Consider the following 18,846-nt stretch of genomic DNA (forward strand, 5'->3'; position numbering starts at 1 on the left):
CTAATTTTAATGTGTGCTTCCGGACGGACTCTGCTTAATTTAGCAATTTGTGTGTGCCTCCGCCACTCATTCGTACGGGCCGACAGGATATTTGTCCAGCACGTCGCGAATTTCAGACAGCCACCGGCTGCGGTGGCTGGCCGGCGCCATTGGTCCCGCCCACGAACGCATATTTCACGTTGCGTGTCTCCCAATGAATGGCACGTCCATGCCTCCGCGCTGCACGAGCGCAAGAAGTGATCAAAGAGCACCAAGAGCGTTGATAACGAGGCAAATGGACGAGCAGCCTCGGCCTATAGGGCCTTACGATCCAGCCCGACGCACGTTAGGCTCCGTCGTGATCGCCGAGGGCGTCACGGCCACATGACTCGCCGTGACTTCCACGTGGCTGGCGATTGCCGCGACACCCAATTGTGGCGGAGCAGGCACGCCATGCTTCCCCACACCATGCCCTTGAGCGGAGGAGTCAGGTACAGCCCGACGATATCGCGCACCATCTCGGCAAACAACGGGTTGGTGGAATATGAAGGGCCCCGGCTCCAATCTGACAACCATTAACATATTTGACAATAAATTGATTTAAGTAATTTTTTAATATTTGATTGGATTGCACTGGCCTGAATTCTCGCGGTCACCGCTTCCGCCAGACTTTTCTCCACGGCACAGCCGGCGCTTCGTTACGCGTGCGGAGTTATCCTCACAACGATTCAGACGCTTCCCCAAATTACCGCACCCCGTTACGCACTAGATTGACAGCCCCCCCTCAAGACATCGCCGCACGGCACCGCAGTGCAAGGCCTCCTCGCAATGACCCTTGGCATCGTGGCGCTCGCGCTGATCACCCACAAGCGCAGCCATCCCGGCTGAATCGGTCCGCGCTGCCCGGTTCAGCCTGGCTCGACCGGCGCCGTCAGCAAGCGATACGCTTGCTCCTGCGTAATATCCAGCCGGTAGTGCCGGGCCAGCATGCGCGCGAAGTGATGCGCGGCGTCCGGCTCGCAGTGCCTCAACTGCTCGCGGTAGGCCTCCAGCTCGAAACGCAGCCGCCAGCGCGGGCTCGCCAGGTAGAGCACGCCCATCAGGCCGCACCAGCGCCAGAACTGGCGCACATGCACCTTCTCATGCTCGATCAGCGCGTGGCTCACGCCGGGCCGCACCAGGATCAGCGGTCCCGGCGCGAAGCCATCGAACCCGCGCGGAATCAGCCAGCGGGACTTGGTCTCGATCAGCAGGCAGAGGGGCGATTTGCAGAAGCGGATCATGGCAGGCGACAGCGGTGCGATGGCACAGGGCGCGCATGGGCGTGTCCAGGCGTGAGTTCCCAAGCCTATCAGGTCGCGCGGGCCCGCGTCCAAACCTGCCTGCCAAAATAAAAACGCCCCGCTTTTGGCGGGGCAAAGAGCAATGCCTGAATGGATCGCGCGTGGCTAATCGATACTGATCTTGCCCGCCTCGATCACGCCCTTCCAGCGCTGGAGCTCCTGCTTCTCGAACTGCTCGAACTGCTCCGGCGTATTGGCGACCACCTCGAAACCGTTCTCGGCCAGCTTCTGGCGCATCTGCGGCTCGTTGAGCGAACCGACCAGCGCGGCATGCAGCCTGGCCTTGACGTCCTTCGGCAGCCCGCGCGGCGCGGCCACGGCTTGCCACGAATACACGTCCACGTCCTTCACGCCGCCCTCTGCCATGGTGGGCACGTTCGGCAGCACCGCCGAGCGCTTGTCGCCGGTCACGGCCAGCGCCTTGAGCTTGCCGCTGCGGATATGTTGCAGCACCGCGTTGACGTTCTGGAACGAGACGTCCACCTGGCCTGCGAGCAGGTCGGAGATGGCCGGCGCCCCGCCCTTGTAGGGGACGTGAAGCCCGTCAGTGCCGGACTTCTGCCAGAACAGCGCGGCGGTCAAATGGTCCGACGAACCGGCGCCGGAGCTGGCGAAGGCCACCTTGCCCGGATTCTTCTTCATGTACGCGACCAGCTCCTGCAAGTTCTTCGCAGGGAAATCCGGCTTGGTGACCAGCACGTTGGGCGCACGCACGGCCACCGTCAGCAGGTCGAAGTCCTTGGCCGGGTCATAGCCCAGGTTTTTTTGCAGGAACGGGTTCACGGCATAGACGCCGATCGACGCCACCAGCAAGGTGTAGCCATCGGCAGGCGCGCGCTTGACCATGGTCGCGCCGATGGCCCCGGTAGCACCGGGGCGATTGTCGATCACGAACGGCTGGCCCAGCTTTTCATTGAGCGGCACCGCCAGCATGCGCGCGATGGTGTCGGTGGAGCCGCCCGCAGGGAACGGCACCACCACGGATACGGCCTTCTGGGGCCATGCCGGCGAGGCGGCCGCGGCGCTGGTCACGGCGCCTGCGGCGGCCAGTGCCGTCGTGGCGGCGAGCATGGCCGCGGCGAGCCGGCCGAACTTGCGCCGCGCGGGTGCGGCAAGCGTGCCCGCGGCAGCTGGCCGGCCATCAGGTTTGTTCATGGTTGTCTCCTGGTTCTTGGTGGTTTTCTTGTATTCGTGGGGGCCGCAGATGCGGCTCACCGGACCATGCAGGGCGCCTTGTTGTTGAAGGTCCAGCCCGGGATCAGGAACTGCATGGCGACGGCGTCGTCGCGCGCACCCAGCCCCATATTCTTGTAGCGCTCGTGCGCCAGCGCGAGCTGCTCCATATCGAGTTCCACGCCCAGGCCCGGCTCCGTCGGCACGGCCACCTTGCCGTTCTCGATCTTCAGCGGCGCCTTGGTCAGGCGCTCGCCGTCCTGCCAGATCCAGTGGGTGTCGATGGCGGTGACGCGGCCCGGCGCGGCGGCGGCCACGTGGGTGAACATCGCCAGCGAAATATCGAAGTGATTGTTCGAGTGCGAACCCCAGGTCAGGCCCCACTCGGCGCACATCTGCGCCACCCGCACCGAGCCCTGCATGGTCCAGAAATGCGGATCGGCCAGCGGGATGTCCACCGATTGCAGGCGCACCGCGTGGCCCATCTGGCGCCAGTCGGTCGCGACCATGTTGGTGGCGGTAGGCAGGCCGGTGGCAGTACGGAACTCGGCCATGACCTCGCGGCCCGAGTAGCCCTCTTCCGCGCCGCAAGGATCTTCGGCATAGGCCAGCACGCCATGCTTGTCGCGGCACAGGCGCACGGCTTCGGCCAGCGACCACGCGCCGTTGGGATCCAGCGTGATGCGCGCCTTGGGGAAGCGCTCGGCGAGCGCCAGGATGGCTTCCATCTCTTCGTCGCCGCGCAGCACGCCGCCCTTGAGCTTGAAATCGTTGAAGCCATAGCGCTCATAGGCAGCTTGCGCCAGGCGCACCACGCCCTCGGCATTCATGGCGGCTTCATTGCGCAAGCGGAACCAGTCGTTGTCCGCCTCGGGCTCGCTGCGATAGCCGAGCGTGGTGCGGTTACGGTCTCCGATATAGAACAGGTAGCCCAGCATCTCCACGGCATCGCGCTGCTGGCCTTCGCCCAACAGCGCGGCCACCGGCACGCCCAGATGCTTGCCCAGCAGGTCGAGCAGCGCCGCCTCGAGCGCGGTGACCGCATGGATGGCGATGCGCAGGTCGAAGGTCTGCAGGCCACGCCCACCCGCGTCGCGGCTGGCAAAGGCGGTGCGCACGCGATTGAGCAGCGCCTGGTGGTTGCCGATCGACTGGCCGGCCAGGAGTTCGCGCGCATCCTCCAGCGTCTGGCGGATCGCTTCGCCGCCGGGCACCTCGCCTACGCCCGTATTGCCCGCGCTGTCTTTCAGGATGACGATATTGCGCGTGAAGTACGGACCGTGCGCGCCGGACAGGTTCATCAGCATGCTGTCGTGGCCGGCCACCGGCACGACGGTCAGCTCGGTGATCACGGGCGTGCCTGCCATGGGCGCGGCGCAAAGGGATGATTGGGTCATGTTGAACTCCAGCAGGAAGAGCGGCTCGCCGCGTTGGCTGCCGGCCCTTGCGGGTTGTCTCGGGTTGGATGCGCCGGCTGCTGCCGGATCCTTGTGTGCGGTGCTTGCCAGGTCCCGACGTGGCTGCTACAGCCCATGCAGCGGGAGACACCTGTTATCGGTCGTCATATAACTTACGACGCAGTATAATGAGGCTATTGCGATCCGGTCAAGCCCCAGCCCATCACCATGTCAAACCCGATGTTTGCCTCCACTCCCCCGCTGCGGCGGCGCGGCCGTACGCTTGCCGAAGAGGCGGTGAGCAACCTGAGCGAGCGCATCCAGCAAGGCCAGCTCAAGCCGGGCGACAAGCTGCCGACCGAGTCCGAAATCATGGCCGCGCTCGGCGTCAGCCGCACCGTGGTACGCGAAGCGCTGTCGCGGCTACAGGCCAGCGGGCTGGTGGAAACCCGCCACGGCATCGGCACCTTCGTGCTGGCGCGCAGCGCTGAGAACGGCTCGCCCTTTCGCATCGATCCCGCCACCATGGGCACTGCCATGGACGTGCTGGCCATGCTGGAATTCCGCGTCAGCCTGGAGGCCGAGGCGGCCAGCCTGGCGGCATCGCGGCGCAGCGATGAGCAACTGACGGCGATGCGTGGCGCGCTCGACGAGCTCAAGCGCACGGCGGCGGGCGGCGAGGATTCCGTTGGTGCCGATTTCGAGTTCCACCTGCTGATCGCGCGCGCCACCGGCAACCGCTACTTCACGGACATCATGGGCCACCTCGGCACCATGGTGATCCCGCGCAGCCGGCTGCATGTCAGCGCGCAGGAGCGGGAGCAGTACCTCGAACGCGTCAATATCGAGCACGAGAACATCTTTGACGCCATCGAGCGGCGCGACCCCGAAGGCGCCAAGGCCGCCATGCGCATGCACCTGACCAACAGCCGAGAGCGCCTGCGCAAGGCGTCGGCGGCGGTGGAAGCCGGCTAGGGCCGGCCTGCCGGAGCATCCCGGCGGGATCCGGGATTTCCTGCTTGCCCGACAAGCGGCCTATGTTGTAGGATGTCTTACAATAAACAACGGTGTAGCTGTATCCCCATTGATGCGCCCCGCGTGTTAGCCCGGGGCCACATCCACGCCGCCTCAAGCGCAAGCTACGGCGCGCGCCCACTTGATCGCAGTTGAAAAGCAGGAAACGCTCATGACCATTACCGGCGAAATGCTGATCGGCGCCAGCGCAGTGCGCGGCACCACCAAGATCCTCCATGCCACCAATCCGGCCACGGGCGAAGTCCTGGCACCGGAATTCCACGGCGGCGGCGCCGCCGAGGCCGAGCGTGCCTGCGCGCTGGCCGAGGCCGCGTTCGACACTTACCGCAACACCTCGCCGGAAACCCGCGCCCAGTTCCTGGAGTCGATCGCCAGCGGCCTGGAAGCCCTGGGCGATACGCTGATCGAGCGCGCCCACGCCGAGAGCGCGTTGCCTGTTGCGCGTCTGCAGGGCGAGCGTGCCCGCACCGCCGGCCAGTTGCGCCTGTTCGCCAGCGTGCTGCGCGATGGCCGCTGGCAAGCCGCCACGCTCGACTCCGCCCTGCCCGGGCGCACGCCGCCGCGCCCCGACCTGCGCCTGCAGAAGATCGCGGTCGGCCCGGTGGCGGTGTTCGGCGCCAGCAATTTCCCGCTCGCGTTTTCGGTGGCGGGCGGCGATACCGCATCCGCGCTGGCGGCCGGCTGCCCGGTCGTCGTCAAGGCGCACTCTGCCCACCTCGGCACCTCCGAGCTGGTCGGGCGCGTGATCCAGAAGGCCGTGGCCGATGCCGGCCTGCCCGAAGGCGTGTTCTCGCTGCTGGTGGGCGCGGGCGTTGCCGTGGGCACGGCCCTGGTCGCGCATCCGTCGATCCAGGCAGTGGGCTTCACGGGCTCGCGCAGCGGCGGCCTGGCGCTGGTGCAGACGGCCAACAGCCGTCCCCAGCCGATCCCCGTCTATGCGGAAATGAGCAGCATCAACCCGGTGTTCCTGCTGCCGGCGGCCCTGGCCGCCCGCGGCGCGGAGATCGCCCGCAACCTGGTGGATTCGCTGGTGATGGGCGTAGGCCAGTTCTGCACCAACCCCGGCCTGCTGCTGGCGGTGGAAAGCCCGGCGCTGGACGTGTTCCGCCGAGGCGCGATTGCGGCATTGGCGGAAAAGGCGGCGGCGACCATGCTGACGCCCGGAATCAGCCAGGCTTACGACAATGGCGTGGCCCAGCTCAGCGATATCGAAGGGCTGCGCCGCATCGGCAGCGGCCAGGCCGCCAGCGGCCCCAACCAGGCCCGCCCCGCGCTGTTCGAAACCACGGCCGCGCGTTTCCTTGCGGACCACCGCATGGAAGCCGAAGTGTTTGGCCCATCCTCGGTACTGGTCGTATGCCGCGACCACGAGGAGATGCTGGCGGTGGCGCGCCGCCTGGAAGGCCAGCTGACCGCCACCGTGCAAGCGGATGCGGGGGATCGTGCCGAGGCCGGCAGCCTGCTGACCGTGCTTGAGCGCAAGGCGGGGCGCGTACTGTTCAACGGCTATCCGACGGGCGTGGAAGTGTCGTATGCGATGGTCCACGGCGGGCCGTTCCCGGCTACGTCCGACACGCGCGCCACCTCGGTGGGTGCATCGGCCATCGAGCGCTTCCTGCGCCCGGTGTGCTACCAGAACGTCCCGGCGGAACTGCTGCCGCCCGCACTGCAGGATGGCAACCCGCTGAACGTGTGGCGCCTCACCGACGGGCAACTGGCCCGCGACTGACCCCGCGCGCGCGCATGAAAAAGGGCCGGAAATTCCGGCCCTTTTTTTATCTCAGGCTAGCTGGGCATTACGCCGCAATGCGCTCGATGGCAGCCGGCGCCTGCGGCGGCTGGATCACCGGTGCATTCCCGCGCGAGCGGCCCGAGCTGAGATAGTCGGCGATCGACTCCTGCGTGACTTCGCCCAGGTAGACGCCATCGGCATCGACCACCGGCAGCCAGCTGGTGTTGTGCTGGTACATGCGCGAGAGCACGATGCGCAGGTGCTCGTCGAACGCGGCGGTCGCCACGAACGGCCGCATCGCATCCGCGCACATGCCCTGCCCCGCGCGCGCATCGCGCCGCGTGACGTAGCCTAGCGCGCGCTGCGCATCGTCCACCACCGGCAGGTGGCGCACGTCGGCCTCGTCCATGATGGCGAACGCCTGCGCCAGCGGCATGCCGGGGCTGCAGGTCTGCGCCATGGTGGCGGCATCGCCGGCGCGCACCAGCAGCAGGCGCTTGAGCGTGTTGTCGTGGCCGATGAACGCTTGCACGAAATCGTCGGCCGGACGCGCCAGCAGTGCGTCGGGATGGTCGAACTGCACCAGCTTGCCGCCGCGGAACACGGCCACCCGGTCGCCCAGCTTGATGGCCTCGTCGATGTCGTGCGAGACCATGATCACGGTCTTGCCCAGCTGGCGCTGCATCAGGAAGAACTCGTTCTGGATGCTCTCGCGGTTGATCGGGTCCACCGCGCCGAACGGCTCGTCCATCAGCAGCACGGGTGCATCCGCCGCCAGCGCGCGGATCACGCCGATACGCTGCTGCTGCCCGCCCGAGAGCTCGCGCGGATAGCGCTTGAGCATCTTGTCGGGATCGAGCTGCACCATCGACATCAGCTCGCGCGCGCGCTCGCGGCTGCGCTTCTTGTCCCAGCCCAGCAGGCGCGGCACCACCATGATGTTCTCCTCGATGGTCATGTTGGGGAACAGGCCGATCTGCTGGATCACGTAGCCGATCTTGCGGCGCAGCGTGACTTCGTCCACGCGGGTGGTGTCCTCGCCGCCGATCAGCACCCGGCCGGAGCTGGGCTGGATCAGGCGGTTGATCATCTTGAGCGTGGTGGTCTTGCCGCAGCCCGAGGGGCCGAGGAAGACGCAGATCTCGCCCTTGGGCACGGTGAGCGAAACCGCATCGACAGCGCGCACTTCGGCGCCGTCTTTTTGCCTGAAGGTCTTGGTGAGTTGGTCGAGTTCAATCATGTTCAGCGAATTCCTTTCGGTGTCAGCGCCCGCTGCAACCACTGCAGGCAGGCATCGGCCACGATGGCGAGCACGCTGACCAGCACCGCGCCGATCGCCAGCTTGCTCATGTTGCTCTGGCTGATCGCTTGCAGGATCAGCACCCCGAGGCCACCCGCGCCGATGATGGCGGCAATGGTGGCCACGCCGATGTTCATCACCACGGCGGTACGCACGCCGCCGAGGATGACGGGCACGGCCAGCGGCAGGTCCACCAGCCGCATGCGCTGCCAGGTGGTCATGCCGATGCCGCGGCCGGCTTCCTGGATGCCGTCGTCGACATTGGCGAGCGCCACGCAGGTATTGCGCATGATCGGCAGCAGCGAATACAGGRACACCGCGGTCACCGCCGGCACGTAGCCCAGCGCGTGGCCGAAGCGCGCGAAGATCGGGATCATCAGCCCGAACAGCGCGATCGACGGCAAGGTCAGCACGATGGTGGCCAGCGTCAGCAGCGGCGTGGCGAGAAAGCGGAAGCGCGCGCACAGGATGCCCAGCGGCACGCCGACGACGATCGCCAGGCCCACCGCGGAACCCACCAGCGCCAGATGCTGGCCGGTGAGCTTGAGCAATGTCGGCCAGCTGTGTTGGAGGTAAGTCAGCAAGTCCATGCGGCCCTCCTCAGATCAGGCCGTGGCCGCGCAGGAATTCCTGCGCCACCTTGTCGACCGGCTGCTGGTCGATATCGACCTTGTAGTTCATCTCGGTCATGGCCGCGTTGTCGAGCTGGGCCGCCAGCGCGTTGAGCAGGCCGGCGAGCTCGGGATGGGCGTCGAGCGTTGCCTTGCGCACCACGGGCACCGCGTTGTAGGCGGGGAAGAAGTGCTGGTCGTCTTCCAGCAGCACCAGGTCGAAGCCCTTGACGCGGCCATCGGTGGTATAGACGAGGCCCAGTTCGACCTGGTCGTTCTTCAGCGCGGTGTAGACCAGGCCCGGATCGAGCTGGATCACGTCGCGGCGCGAGAACGGCAGCTTGTAGAGCCCCTTGAGCGGTTCCAGCCCGTCGGGACGCGCGGCGAACTCCATGTCGACCGCGAACGGATGGGCGGTGCCCTCGCCGGCGGCGCGCATCTTCTCGGCGAAGGCCGACAACGTGGCCACGCCAGCGGCTTCGGCACGCTTTCTCGGCATCGCCAGCGCATAGGTGTTGTTGATGCCGGAGGCATCGAGCCATATCAGGCCGCGCGCGGCGTCGAGCGTCTTGACGCGCTCGTAGCTCTCGGCGGCGCCGAGCTTTTCCTCGACCTTGTTGAACACGATCAGCGCCGTGCCGGTGTAGTCCCACACCACGTCGAGCTGGCCGCTTTCCATGGCCTGGCGCATCAGCGTGCTGCCCAGGCCGGCGGTGAGCTCGGTGGTGAGGCCTTTGGCCTGCAGGTACTGCGTGGTCATCGACGACAGGATCAGCTGTTCAGTGAAATTCTTGCCGCCTACGCGAACGGTGTCGGCGTGCGCCGGCAACGCCATGGCTGCCACTGCGGCAAGCACGGCGACACTCGCCAGCATGCGTGCCTGGCCCCGGGCCGCGCGGCCCGCGCGAGCCAGCGCGCTTGTGATGAAATGCATCGGGTTCTCCTTCATGTTCGGTGCGCCCTTGCGCGCCTTAGCGCGCCAGCCCGCGGCGGCGCAGGTAGCAATAACCGGCGGCGGCAAACAGGCCATCGAGGGCGAGTGCCAGCAGCGCGGTGGCCGCGGCGCCCAGCAACAGCAGGGGCTGGTTGTTCAGGTAGATGCCGGGGAAAATCAGTTCGCCCAGGCTGTTGGCGCCGATCAGGAAGGACAGCGGCACCGTGCCGACATTGATCACCAGGCTGATGCGCACGCCCGCCAGGATCACCGGCAGCGCGTTGGGCAGTTCGACCCGGAACAGGCGCTGCATGGCGGTCATGCCAAGGCCGCGCGCGGCCTCGGTCAGTGCCGGGGAAACGCCGAGCAAGCCCTCGCAGGTATTGCGCACGATCGGCAGCAGCGAAGCCAGCCACAGCGCCAGGATGGCGGGCCGCTCGCCAATGCCGAGCACGGCCAGGGCCAGTGCCAGCACCGCCAGCGATGGCACGGTATTGCCGATATTGAAGACCTGCATCAGGCGGTCGGCCCAGCGGCGCATGCACGGACGGCTCAGGCCGATGCCTGCCGGGATGCCGGTGACCAGCGCCAGCGCCATCGACCACGCCACCAGGCGCAGGTGGTCGGCAACGTCGTACCACAGGCGGTCCTGATATTGCAGGATGACATCGACGCCGATCCAGGTGACCAGAGCGGCCAGCGCAGCGAGCGTGAGACACCCCCAGGCCAGCGCCTGTACAGATTGCTTGGACATATTCCCTTCTGTCCGCATGCCAGATGTGGGCACGAGAAACCACATCCGGATTGACGGACGAACAAAGTGGGCTCAGGCGGGTGCAAATGGGGGCCCGCCGGCCCTGACTAGATTGCCTTGCCCGCCATGACCGGCAGATGAGCCGGTGGACGGGCGCCGGGCTTCACGCTGGAGAGCGGGAAACCCAATTGAAAGGACACCGTGCCGGTAAGGGCGAGAGTCCCGGGAGCGGCGCAACCCGCTGCAAGGTGCAGGAACGGGAGGCCAGTGGCAGCGCAAATTTGGTGGTTCCGACGCGCCGCCGGATCAATCGGCCGGTGCCACGCTTGGGGAAGCAAGGGGATGGGGCGGCACTCAAACACGCCTGCCCGGACCCTGCCAACCCGACTTGATTACGCAGCATCGGATGACAACGAGAGCGCTATTATACCCAATTACAGCGATCTTGTCACTATCACGCTTTCTCCACACTTTTGCGCCGCTTTCTGGCCGTATCTATCAGGCTTCGCCCGGCATTCCGGCGTCACTCTCGTTGTTCCAGAATTGAGGCATCGCGAGGCGTTGGCCGTGCCATGGGCAGAACAATCTTTTGCCCGGATGGCCTCTACCGGTTCTGGCCCAAACCCTTAAATTACGAGGGTAGCCTTTGGGGCCGCGCGCCATTGCCGCCATCCCCAGCCAACAGGAGATCGATCATGGAACAACGCACTGCCATCCCTACCGCCCCCACCATCCCGGCCACCGCCACGGAAACCGTGCAGCGCTCGCGCGCGGTCGACCGCGTGGTGCGCGGCATCGCCACCTCGGACGGCGCCGGCGTCAAGCTCACCCGCGTGCTCACGCAGAACCTGCAGCGTCGCCTGGACCCGTTCCTGATGCTGGACGCGTTTGGCACCGATAGCCGCGACGACTATATCGGCGGCTTCCCCGACCACCCGCACCGCGGCTTCGAGACCATCACCTATATGCTGGCCGGCCGCATGCGCCATCGCGACAGCGCCGGCAACGAAGGCCTGCTGGAGAACGGCGGCGCCCAGTGGATGGTGGCCGGCGCCGGCGTGGTGCACTCGGAGATGCCCGAGCAGGAAGACGGCCGCATGGAAGGCTTCCAGCTGTGGCTGAACCTGCCCGCCGCGGACAAGATGACGGCGCCCTGGTACCGCGACCTGCCGGCCGCCGACGTGCCCACGGTGGCGCTGCCGGGCGGCGCCACGGTGCGCGTGCTGGCAGGCGCTTCGCACGGGGTGGCTGGCGCGGTCACACGCCCGGTCACGGAGCCGCTCTACCTGGACGTCTCGCTGCCGGCGGGGCAGACCTTCTCGCAAGCGTTGCCGCAAGGGCATAACGCCTTCCTGTACACCTATCGCGGCGAGATCGCGGTCGGCGCGGGCAGCAACGCCGCCGTGCTGGAAGCGCAGCGCATGGGCGTGCTGGACAACGCCGCCGGCGCCGACGGGGTCAATGTCACGGCCACGGCCGATGCGCGCTTCCTGCTGATCGCGGGCAAGCCGCTGGGCGAGCCGATCGCGCAATATGGGCCGTTCGTGATGAACACCCAGGAGGAGATCTACCAGACCCTGGCCGATTTCCGCGAAGGCCGCTTCAACCAGATCGCGGTCAGCCACGGCGCCTGACACGCTATGAGCCATCGGGGGCGGCATCGCGCCGCTCCCGCTCCGGCATTGGCCGCGGCGCCCCGCCCCGGCCCCCCGCTCTCTCCCCGCCCTACTCTCCCGCATTTCGCAAACTTCACGCCAGTTTCGCGCCGATCGGCCAAGCTGGCCGCCCCCGGCAGCCCGGCCGCCCGCTCACCCGCCCCAAATGCCCGGCATGCGACTTGCAACCTGCTTGTATCCGTTGTGGGGCCGAGAAAACTGGCCTGATCAGGTCGTCCGAACCCCACACACTTATATAATCCACGGTTAATAAACGGCATCACCGCCCAGTGATGGTTGCTGCAATGCGTAACGGCGATCCTGCCCCACGCGCTGCAGCAGGTGCTGCCCGATACAAACATTAACGAACATTGACCCACGTTGCTGCCATAACAACTCGAGCCGCCTCAGTGACCTTAAGCACAACCCCAAGGCTGGCGCTTGCCCATATCATCAAGCGCTACCCCGGCGTGACCGCCAACGATGACGTGTCCCTCGTCGTCGCCCCCGGCGAAATCCACGCCGTGCTCGGCGAGAACGGCGCCGGCAAATCCACCCTGATGAAAATCATCTTTGGCGCGGTCAAGCCGGACGCCGGCGACATGCACTTCAACGGTGCACGCGCCGCGATCCACAATCCGCACGATGCCCGGAACCTGGGCATTGCGATGGTGTTCCAGCACTTTTCGCTGTTCGATACGCTGACCGTGACCGAGAACATCGCCCTCGGCCTGCCCCGGGGCAGCAAGGCGGCCGCCGGCAGCCCGCAGGCCGGCACCAATATGAAGCAGCTGGCCGACCAGATCCGCGAAACCGCCCAGCGCTATGGCCTGCCGCTGGAGCCGAACCGCCATGTGCACACCTTGTCGGTAGGCGAGCGCCAGCGCGTGGAAATCGTGCGGGCGCTGCTGGCCAAGCCGCAGCTGCTGATCCTGGACGAGCCGACTTCCGTGCTGACACCGCAAGCGGTGCAAACCCTCTTCATCACGCTGCGCCAGCTCGCGGCGGAAGGCACCAGCATCCTCTACATCAGCCATAAGCTCGACGAGATCCGCGAGCTTTGCCATAGCGCCACCGTGATGCGCATGGGCCGTGTCACCGGCGTGTGCGATCCGCGCCAGGAAAGCGCGGCCTCGCTGTCGCGCCTGATGATCGGCGGCGAGCCGCCGCGCGAGGCGCGCGTGCAGACCGAGCCCGGCGCCTGCCGGCTGGCGGTGCGCGAACTCTCGCTGCCGCGCTCGCATGCGTTCGCGACGGAGCTTGCCGGCATCTCGCTGGACCTGCGCGCCGGCGAGATCGTTGGCATCGCCGGCGTGTCCGGCAACGGCCAGCAGGAATTGCTGGCGGCGCTGTCGGGCGAGGATGTGCGCGCCGCGCGCGATGCCATCGCGCTGGATAACAAGCCGGTGGGCAAGCTGGACGCGCGCCAGCGGCGCCGCGCCGGACTGGCCTTCGTGCCCGAGGAACGCCTCGGCCGTGGCGCCGTGCCGGGCATGAGCCTGGCCGCGAATATCCTGCTTTCGCACCAGTCCGCGCCCTATGTGCAGCGCGGCATGATTTCGCCCAAGGCCGCCGCCGGCCTGGCGCAGTCCGTGATCGGGCGCTTCCGCGTGAAGGCAAGCGGGCCGGACGCGCTGGCCAAGAGCCTGTCGGGCGGCAACCTGCAGAAATTCATCGTCGGCCGCGAGATCGAAAGCGGCCCGAAGGTATTGATCGTGGCCCAGCCGACCTGGGGCGTGGATGTGGGTGCCGCGGCGCAGATCCACAACGAGCTGCTGGCGCTCAAGGCCACTGGCTGCGCGTTGCTGGTGGTGTCGGAAGAACTGGACGAACTGTTCGCCATCTGCGATCGCCTGCACGTGATCGCCAAGGGCCGGTTGTCACCGTCGATTCCGACCCAGGACGCCACGCGAGAGCAGGTGGGCCTGTGGATGAGCGGTCTTTGGGAAGGCGGGCCAGGCGGCCGGCGCGAACAAGAGGAGACGGTGCTCCATGGCTGATTTCCTCCTTCGCTCGCCGCTGTCGCTGGCGCCGCGCGGGCTGCCCTCGCGCCGCATGGCCTATGCCTCGCCCTTCATCGCGCTGGCCTTGACGCTGGCCTTCGGCGCGCTGCTGTTCCTGCTGCTCGGCAAGGATCCGGTGGCCGCGCTCAAAGTGTTCCTGGTCGACCCGCTCAAGGACCGCCGCGCCATCGGCGAGGTGCTGCTCAAGACCGTGCCGCTGGTACTGTGCGCGCTCGGGCTTTCGGTGTGCTATCGCGCCAATATCTGGAACATCGGCGCGGATGGCCAGCTCATCGTCGGCGGCATCTTCGCCGGCGCCACCGTGTTGTACTTCGACGTGCCCGGCAATGGCGTGAACGGCGCCGTGGTGCTGGTGCTGGCCTCGCTGGCCGGCGTGGTCGGCGGCATGTTCTGGGCGTCTCTCACCGCCGTGCTCAAGGACAAGTTCAACGCCAACGAGATCCTGGTGTCGCTGATGCTGACCTATATCGCGCAGCAATTGATGCTGTACGTGGTCAACGGGCCGCTGAAGGATCCCAACGGCATGAACTTCCCGCAGTCCAAGGTGTTCTCAAGCGAGTTCCTGCTGCCCAACCTGATGTCGGGCTCGCGCCTGCACGCRGGCTTCGTGGTGATGCTGGTGCTGGTGGTGCTGATGACCGTCTTCATCTTCCGCAGCTTCGCGGGCTACCGCCTGCAGGTGGGCGGCACCGCCCCGGCCGCGGCGCGCTATGCCGGCTTCTCGGCGCGCCRTTCGCTGTGGAGCGCGCTGATGATCTCCGGCGGCACCGCCGGCCTGGCGGGCGCGTTCGAGGTGACCGGCCCGATCGGCCAGCTGCTGCCCTCGATCTCACCGGGCTACGGTTTCACCGCGATCATCGTGGCCTTCGTGGGCCGCCTGCATCCGGTGGGCACCGTGTTCGGCGGCATCGTCATGTCGCTGTTTTATATCGGCGGCGAAATGGCCCAGTCGCGCCTGGGCCTGCCTTCGGCGCTGGGCTCGGTGTTCCAGGGCATGCTGCTGTTCTTCCTGCTGGCCAGCGATACGCTGATCGACAACCGCCTGCGCTGGCGCGCCAAGGCCGCCTGAGCGGAACCCCAAGACATGGAACAACTCGCCCCTCTTATCGCCACCGCGATCAACGCCGGCACGCCGTTGCTGCTGGCGGCACTTGGCTTGCTCATCAACGAGCGCGCCGGCGTGCTCAACCTGGGCGCCGAAGGCATGATGCTGGTCGCCGCCGCGTTCGGCTTCATGGTCGGCTACCAGACCCAGTCGCCGCTGATCGGTTTTGCCGCCGGCGCGCTGGCCGGCATGCTGATGGCCACGCTGTTCTCGTGGCTGGCGCTGGTGCTGGCCACCAACCAGGTGGCCACCGGCCTGGCGCTGTCGATCTTCGGCACCGGGCTGTCGGCCTTCATGGGCCAGCGCTTCGTCGGCTTCGCCATGCCGTCGCAGGCCAAGTCGATTCCCTTCCTGGCCGATATTCCCTTCTTCGGGCCGGCCTTCTTCCAGCAGCACTGGATGGTGTATTTCAGCCTGTTCCTGTGCGGCGCCACCATGTGGTTCCTGTTCCGCACGCGCGCCGGCCTGACGCTGCGCGCGATCGGCGAATCGCCGGAATCCGCGCATGCGCTGGGATATCCGGTGCGCCTGATCCGTTTTGGCGCGCTGCTGTTCGGCGGCGCTTGCTGCGGGCTGGCCGGCGCCTACCTGTCGCTGGTGTACACGCCGATGTGGGTAGAGAACCTGGTGGCCGGCCGTGGCTGGATCGCGCTGGCGCTGACCACCTTCGCCACCTGGCGCCCGGGCCGCGTCTGGGCCGGAGCCTGGCTGTTCGGCGGCGTCACCATCCTGCAGTTCTACCTGCAGGGCATTGGCGTATCGGTGCCTTCGCAGATCCTGTCGATGCTGCCCTATGCGGCGACCATCGTCGTGCTGGCGCTGATCTCGCGCAACCCGGCGTGGATCCGCCTGAACATGCCGGCCTCGCTGGGCAAGCCGTTCCGCCCGGGCGCCGCCTGACCGATCCCGTTGCCGTGCCCGCCCGGCGCGGCGCGGCGCCGTGTTTTCCGTTCTTGTTTCGCTTTTATAAAGTCCGTCAGAGACTTCAGGCCTAAAGCCCTCGTTGTTCAGAGCCACAGTTGCAACCTTAATCAAAACATCGGTACTCGGTACCCCGGTCATTACAAGGAGAAATCATGATCGTCACGCGCAGGAAAACCCTTGCCGCACTGGCTGCCACCGCCGTGCTGGCTCTCGCGGGCTGCGGCAAGAAAGAAGCCGAAAAGCCTGCGGAAAGCGCGGCTCCGGYCTCCGCTCCCGCCGCCGAGCAAAAGGCCGAGCCGCTCAAGGTCGCCTTCGTCTACATCGGCCCGGTCGGCGATGCAGGCTGGACCTTCGCCCATGATGCCGGCCGCAAGGCCGTGGAAGAAAAATACGGCGACAAGGTGAAGACGTCCTTCGTCGAGAACGTGCCCGAATCCGCCGCCGATGCCGAACGCGTGTTCCGCGATCTCGCCGCGCAAGGCAACAAGGTCATCTTCGGCACCAGCTTCGGTTACATGGAATCGATGCTCAAGGTCGCCAAGGAATTCCCGGACGTGAAGTTCGAGCACGCCACCGGCTTCAAGACCGCCGACAACCTGGCCCAGTACGACGTGCGCACCTATGAAGGCGCTTACCTGGCTGGTGTGGTCGCCGGCAAGATGAGCAAGACCGGCAAGATGGGCGTGGTGGCATCGGTGCCCATCCCCGAGGTGATCCGCAACATCGACTCGTTCACCATCGGCGCGCGCAGCGTCAACCCCAAGGCCACCGTCAAGGTGGTGTGGGTGAACAAGTGGTTCGATCCGGGCAAGGAGCGCGAAGCCGCGACCACGCTGATCGGCCAGGGCGTGGACATGCTGATGCAGAACACCGACTCCGCCGCCGTGGTGCAGACCGCGCAGGAAAAGGGCGTGTACGCATTCGGCTGGGACAGCGACATGAGCAAGTTCGGCGAGAAGGCCCACCTGGCCGCCTCGGTGATCTCGTGGGGCGTGTACTACAACAAGGTGGTCGGCGACGTGCTGGCTAACCAGTGGAAGAACGGCACCACGTGGTGGGGCGTCAAGGAAGGCATGATCGACCTGAAGGGCTTCAATACCGTGGTGCCGGATGACGTGAAGGCGCTGGTGGAAGAGCGTAAGAAGGGCATCGCCGATGGCTCGGCTCCGATCTGGAAGGGTCCGCTCAAGGACAACACCGGCAAGGAACAGCTGGCCAAGGACCAGGCAGCCGACGACGGCTTCCTGCACGGCATCAAGTTCTACGTCGAAGGCGTGGAAGGCAAGATCCCGGGCTGATTGCCAGCATCGGTTTAGCGGTTGCCGGCAGCCTGCGCTCGCAGCGCTGCCGGCACGGTGGCGTGGTGCGTCTCGCGCCTCGCCACCTGCCCTGCACGTCCGTCACTAGATGTCCGTCACTGGATGTCATTCGCGTCACCCCCCCCCGCCTGAACGCCCCGTGGAACTTGAAGCGCCGAAGATTGGCCCAAGCTATCTGCGAGTGGCGCAATCGGCCACGTCGCTTGGCGTTTGTGGAAAGTGAAGGAGGCCTCTCATGTGGAAACGATTTTCGGCACTGTGGACCCTGGTGCGGCGCGACGGCCGCCTGCTGTGGTACGCGCTGCGCCATCCCGACGCCCCGCGCTGGTTGAAGCCGGCCGCGCTAGGCCTGGTGCTGTACGCCATTTCGCCCATTGACCTGATCCCTGACTTCATCCCTGGCCTGGGCCTGATGGACGACGTGGTGCTGATCCCGCTGGCGGTGCACTTCATCCTCAGGCGCCTGCCCGCGCACGTATTGCGGCAGGCCGAGGCGCGCGCCGGCGCCCAGACGGTGCGAGCCCGCTAGCAGGCCAGGCGGCTCGCACCAGCCTGCGGCGTCAAGGCAGCAGGACGGTCGTGCCAGTGGTCTTGCGGCCTTCCAGGTCGCGATGCGCTTGCGCTACATCCGCCAGCGCGTAACGTTGGCGGACTTCAATCTTCACCCGGCCGCTGGTCACCATCTCGAACAGCTCGGCCGCCATCGGCTCCAGCAGTTCGCGATGGACCACATAGGTCATCAGCGTGGGCCGCGTGATGCGCAGCGAGCCCTTGTTGCCCAGCACGGACAGATCGAACGGCGGCACGGGGCCGGATGCGTTGCCGAACACCACCATGGTGCCGCGCGGCTTCAGGCAATCCAGCGAGCCGTTGAAGGTGTCCTTGCCGACCGAGTCGTAGACCGCGGCGACGCCCTTGCCGCCGGTGATTTCCTTGACCTTGTCGACGAAGGACTCACGCGTGTAGACGATGGTGTGGTCGCACCCATGCGCGCGTGCCAGCGCGGCTTTTTCATCGCTGCCGGCGGTGCCGATCACGGTGGCGCCCAGCGCCTTGAGCCACTGGCTGGCGATCAGGCCAACGCCACCCGCGGCGGCGTGCAGCAGCACGGTGTCTCCTGCCTGCACGCGGTAGCTGTCGCGCAGCAGGTACTGCGTGGTCAGGCCCTGCAGCATCATCGCCGCGCCCTGCTCGAACGAGATGGCGTCCGGCAGGCGCACCACGATATCGGCCGGCATGACCCGCACCTGCGCATAGGCGCCCGTGGGACGGCCGGCATAAGCAACACGGTCGCCCACGCTCAGGTGCCCCACGCCGGCGCCAACCGCCTCCACCACGCCGGCGCCTTCCATGCCGAGGCTACCCGGCAGCGGCTGCTTGTACAGCCCGCTGCGGAAATACACGTCGATGTAGTTGAGGCCAACCGCCTCGTGGCGCACGCGCACCTCGCCGGGGCCGGGATCCCCCACCTCGACATCAACCCACTGCATCACCTCGGGGCCGCCGGTCTCGAAAATGCGGATAGCCTTGCTCATGTCTCACTCCTTTTCCAGTTGCTGGG

General features: G+C 66.6%; 16 protein-coding genes. 8 read left to right on the plus strand and 8 right to left on the minus strand.

Translation table 11 applies throughout. From position 1 onward, the window contains the following. Window positions 1-887: 887 nt before the first annotated feature. The 3 genes from AB4061_RS27420 to gudD form a co-directional block, all read right to left on the minus strand. The gene (locus tag AB4061_RS27420; protein ID WP_441639406.1) at window positions 888-1,262 is read right to left on the minus strand and encodes a hypothetical protein; all 375 of its coding nucleotides are present in this window, start codon (window positions 1,260-1,262) and stop codon (window positions 888-890) included. A gap of 165 nt (window positions 1,263-1,427) precedes the next feature. Then, window positions 1,428-2,393: a Bug family tripartite tricarboxylate transporter substrate binding protein gene (locus tag AB4061_RS27425; protein ID WP_441639449.1), complete on the minus strand. Its 966-nt coding sequence runs from the start codon at window positions 2,391-2,393 to the stop codon at window positions 1,428-1,430. 140 nt (window positions 2,394-2,533) lie between these two features. Beyond that, a complete protein-coding gene (gene gudD / locus AB4061_RS27430; protein ID WP_441639407.1) occupies window positions 2,534-3,892 on the minus strand; it encodes a glucarate dehydratase in 1,359 nt (452 codons plus the stop codon). A 228-nt stretch (window positions 3,893-4,120) separates the two neighbouring features. Between gudD and AB4061_RS27435 the strand changes: the two genes are divergently transcribed. Both AB4061_RS27435 and AB4061_RS27440 read left to right on the plus strand, forming a co-directional pair. Further along, window positions 4,121-4,867 (plus strand): FadR/GntR family transcriptional regulator, encoded by a 747-nt coding sequence (locus tag AB4061_RS27435; protein ID WP_254615405.1) that lies wholly within the window; start codon window positions 4,121-4,123, stop codon window positions 4,865-4,867. Between the two features lie 211 nt (window positions 4,868-5,078). Then, entirely contained in the window at window positions 5,079-6,656 is a 1,578-nt protein-coding gene (locus tag AB4061_RS27440; RefSeq protein WP_441639408.1) for an aldehyde dehydrogenase (NADP(+)), read from the plus strand. Window positions 6,657-6,723: 67 nt separating this feature from the next. Here the strand turns inward: AB4061_RS27440 and AB4061_RS27445 are convergent, their stop codons facing one another. From AB4061_RS27445 to AB4061_RS27460, 4 genes are read right to left on the minus strand one after another with little or no spacing between them, the layout of a single operon-like run. Beyond that, window positions 6,724-7,899 (minus strand): osmoprotectant ABC transporter ATP-binding protein OsmV, encoded by a 1,176-nt coding sequence (locus AB4061_RS27445; RefSeq protein ID WP_441639409.1) that lies wholly within the window; start codon window positions 7,897-7,899, stop codon window positions 6,724-6,726. A gap of 2 nt (window positions 7,900-7,901) precedes the next feature. Next, window positions 7,902-8,549, minus strand: coding sequence for an ABC transporter permease (locus tag AB4061_RS27450; protein WP_441639410.1), 648 nt, complete (start codon window positions 8,547-8,549; stop codon window positions 7,902-7,904). A 10-nt stretch (window positions 8,550-8,559) separates the two neighbouring features. Beyond that, window positions 8,560-9,504, minus strand: coding sequence for a glycine betaine ABC transporter substrate-binding protein (locus AB4061_RS27455; RefSeq protein WP_441639411.1), 945 nt, complete (start codon window positions 9,502-9,504; stop codon window positions 8,560-8,562). Window positions 9,505-9,541: 37 nt separating this feature from the next. Then, window positions 9,542-10,258, minus strand: a complete 717-nt coding sequence (locus AB4061_RS27460; RefSeq protein WP_174423121.1) for an ABC transporter permease — start codon at window positions 10,256-10,258, stop codon at window positions 9,542-9,544. Window positions 10,259-10,953: 695 nt separating this feature from the next. Between AB4061_RS27460 and AB4061_RS27465 the strand changes: the two genes are divergently transcribed. From AB4061_RS27465 to AB4061_RS27490, 6 genes are all read left to right on the plus strand, one after another. Further along, a complete protein-coding gene (locus tag AB4061_RS27465) occupies window positions 10,954-11,892 on the plus strand; it encodes a pirin family protein (protein WP_441639412.1) in 939 nt (312 codons plus the stop codon). 431 nt (window positions 11,893-12,323) lie between these two features. Continuing rightward, window positions 12,324-13,913 carry an ABC transporter ATP-binding protein gene (locus AB4061_RS27470; protein WP_441639413.1) on the plus strand — a complete coding sequence of 530 codons (1,590 nt, stop codon included), beginning with the start codon at window positions 12,324-12,326 and terminating at the stop codon, window positions 13,911-13,913. Continuing rightward, window positions 13,906-15,006 (plus strand): ABC transporter permease, encoded by a 1,101-nt coding sequence (locus tag AB4061_RS27475; protein WP_441639414.1) that lies wholly within the window; start codon window positions 13,906-13,908, stop codon window positions 15,004-15,006. Before AB4061_RS27470 ends, AB4061_RS27475 begins: the two co-directional genes overlap by 8 nt. Before the next feature lie 15 nt (window positions 15,007-15,021). Further along, window positions 15,022-15,942, plus strand: coding sequence for an ABC transporter permease (locus AB4061_RS27480; protein ID WP_441639415.1), 921 nt, complete (start codon window positions 15,022-15,024; stop codon window positions 15,940-15,942). A 176-nt stretch (window positions 15,943-16,118) separates the two neighbouring features. Beyond that, the gene (locus AB4061_RS27485) at window positions 16,119-17,264 is read left to right on the plus strand and encodes a BMP family ABC transporter substrate-binding protein (RefSeq protein WP_441639416.1); all 1,146 of its coding nucleotides are present in this window, start codon (window positions 16,119-16,121) and stop codon (window positions 17,262-17,264) included. Window positions 17,265-17,520: 256 nt separating this feature from the next. After that, complete coding sequence (locus AB4061_RS27490; protein ID WP_043344566.1) at window positions 17,521-17,814, plus strand: YkvA family protein; 294 nt, start codon at window positions 17,521-17,523, stop codon at window positions 17,812-17,814. A gap of 31 nt (window positions 17,815-17,845) precedes the next feature. Here the strand turns inward: AB4061_RS27490 and AB4061_RS27495 are convergent, their stop codons facing one another. Next, window positions 17,846-18,820 (minus strand): quinone oxidoreductase family protein, encoded by a 975-nt coding sequence (locus tag AB4061_RS27495; protein ID WP_441639417.1) that lies wholly within the window; start codon window positions 18,818-18,820, stop codon window positions 17,846-17,848. Between the last annotated feature and the right edge of the window lie 26 nt (window positions 18,821-18,846).

The sequence above is a fragment of the Cupriavidus sp. YAF13 genome, from assembly GCF_052113425.1.
In the GTDB taxonomy this organism is placed as follows: domain Bacteria; phylum Pseudomonadota; class Gammaproteobacteria; order Burkholderiales; family Burkholderiaceae; genus Cupriavidus.

What these genes read in the sequence shown, in the direction of transcription:
- AB4061_RS27420 (WP_441639406.1), bottom strand. Translation starts at nt 1,262, where the DNA reads ATGATCCGCTTCTGCAAATCGCCCCTCTGCCTGCTGATCGAGACCAAG.
- AB4061_RS27425 (WP_441639449.1), bottom strand. Translation starts at nt 2,393, where the DNA reads ATGCTCGCCGCCACGACGGCACTGGCCGCCGCAGGCGCCGTGACCAGC.
- gudD (WP_441639407.1), bottom strand. Translation starts at nt 3,892, where the DNA reads ATGACCCAATCATCCCTTTGCGCCGCGCCCATGGCAGGCACGCCCGTG.
- AB4061_RS27435 (WP_254615405.1), top strand. Translation starts at nt 4,121, where the DNA reads ATGTCAAACCCGATGTTTGCCTCCACTCCCCCGCTGCGGCGGCGCGGC.
- AB4061_RS27440 (WP_441639408.1), top strand. Translation starts at nt 5,079, where the DNA reads ATGACCATTACCGGCGAAATGCTGATCGGCGCCAGCGCAGTGCGCGGC.
- AB4061_RS27445 (WP_441639409.1), bottom strand. Translation starts at nt 7,899, where the DNA reads ATGATTGAACTCGACCAACTCACCAAGACCTTCAGGCAAAAAGACGGC.
- AB4061_RS27455 (WP_441639411.1), bottom strand. Translation starts at nt 9,504, where the DNA reads ATGCATTTCATCACAAGCGCGCTGGCTCGCGCGGGCCGCGCGGCCCGG.
- AB4061_RS27460 (WP_174423121.1), bottom strand. Translation starts at nt 10,258, where the DNA reads ATGTCCAAGCAATCTGTACAGGCGCTGGCCTGGGGGTGTCTCACGCTC.
- AB4061_RS27465 (WP_441639412.1), top strand. Translation starts at nt 10,954, where the DNA reads ATGGAACAACGCACTGCCATCCCTACCGCCCCCACCATCCCGGCCACC.
- AB4061_RS27480 (WP_441639415.1), top strand. Translation starts at nt 15,022, where the DNA reads ATGGAACAACTCGCCCCTCTTATCGCCACCGCGATCAACGCCGGCACG.
- AB4061_RS27490 (WP_043344566.1), top strand. Translation starts at nt 17,521, where the DNA reads ATGTGGAAACGATTTTCGGCACTGTGGACCCTGGTGCGGCGCGACGGC.
- AB4061_RS27495 (WP_441639417.1), bottom strand. Translation starts at nt 18,820, where the DNA reads ATGAGCAAGGCTATCCGCATTTTCGAGACCGGCGGCCCCGAGGTGATG.